Annotated in this window: 1 protein-coding gene; it reads right to left on the reverse strand. The window is 63.0% G+C overall.

The window, feature by feature from the left end:
* Positions 1-1,151, reverse strand: a 1,151-nt coding sequence (locus A2X88_03895; protein ID OGP34888.1) for a hypothetical protein, incomplete at both ends; no start/stop codon positions are given.

A 1,151-nucleotide genomic window follows, 5' to 3' on the forward strand; every position in this document is an offset into this window, starting at 1 on the left:
ACTTCCTTCAGCGTCGCCTTCTCGTGCACCGGAATGTCGTTCTCGCCGTTCCCCTTCCGCCTGGCCGCGACCGGCTGGCGGGATGGTCGCTCCACCGGGAACGGTGGATCCTCCTCCAGGTCGAGGATTTCAGGCAGCGCCCCGTTCCTCCGCTTCCTCTCGAACTCGGCCAGGATCTGCGCCTCGTTCCCCAGGATGATGAACCGCTTGATGTTGTTTTCCAGCTCGCGGACGTTCCCGGGCCAGGGGTACTCGAGGAACTGCTCCATCAGCCGCGGGGAGATCCTGACGGAATCCCGGTTGTACATCTCGGCGTACCGGGAGAGGAAATAGTCGATCAGCAGCGGGATATCCTCCTTGCGCTCCCGAAGCGGCGGGATGGCGACCGTCACCACGTTGATCCGGTAGAAGAGATCGCGCCGGAAGCGCCCCTGCTCCACCATGTCCTCGAGGTTCCGATTCGTCGCCGTGAGGATCCGGCAGTTGACCTTGACTTCCCGCTCTCCCCCGATCCGGTAGAACTGTTTCTCCTGAAGCACGTGGAGGAGCTTCGACTGGAGGTCGGTATGCATCTCGCTGATCTCGTCGAGGAAGATCGTGCCGTTCTGGGCGATCTCGAAGCGGCCGTACTTGCGCCGGTGGGCCCCGGTGAACGCCCCCTTCTCGAACCCGAACAGCTCGCTTTCCAGCAGCTCCCGGGGAAGGGCGGAGCAGTTGACCTTGATGAACGGCTCCTTCGCCCGATCGGATGCCTTGTGCAGCGCCTTGGCCACCAGCTCTTTCCCCGTGCCGCTTTCCCCGGTGATCAGCAACGAGATGTCGGTGTTGGCCACCTGGTCGACGATCGCCTGCACCTTGTTCATCCGGTCGCTCAAGGAGAACAGGAGCTTGTACTCCTCCTCCGCCCGGACCTTGGTCCTGAGATCGGCGAGCTCCCACTTGGCCTGGGTCGCCTCGAGGACCATTTCGATCTTGAGGAGGAGCTCCTCCCCGCGAAACGGCTTCTTGATGTAGTCGTTCGCGCCGTCCTTCATGGCCCGGACGACCTCCTCCACATCGCTCTGCCCCGAGACCATGATGATGGGCGTGCCGTCCCTCGCCGACCGGATCGGTTTGATGATGTCCACCCCGCTGCCGTCGGGAAGGAAGAT

It is taken from the genome of Deltaproteobacteria bacterium GWC2_65_14 (assembly GCA_001797615.1).
GTDB lineage: Bacteria > Desulfobacterota > Deferrimicrobia > Deferrimicrobiales > Deferrimicrobiaceae > GWC2-65-14.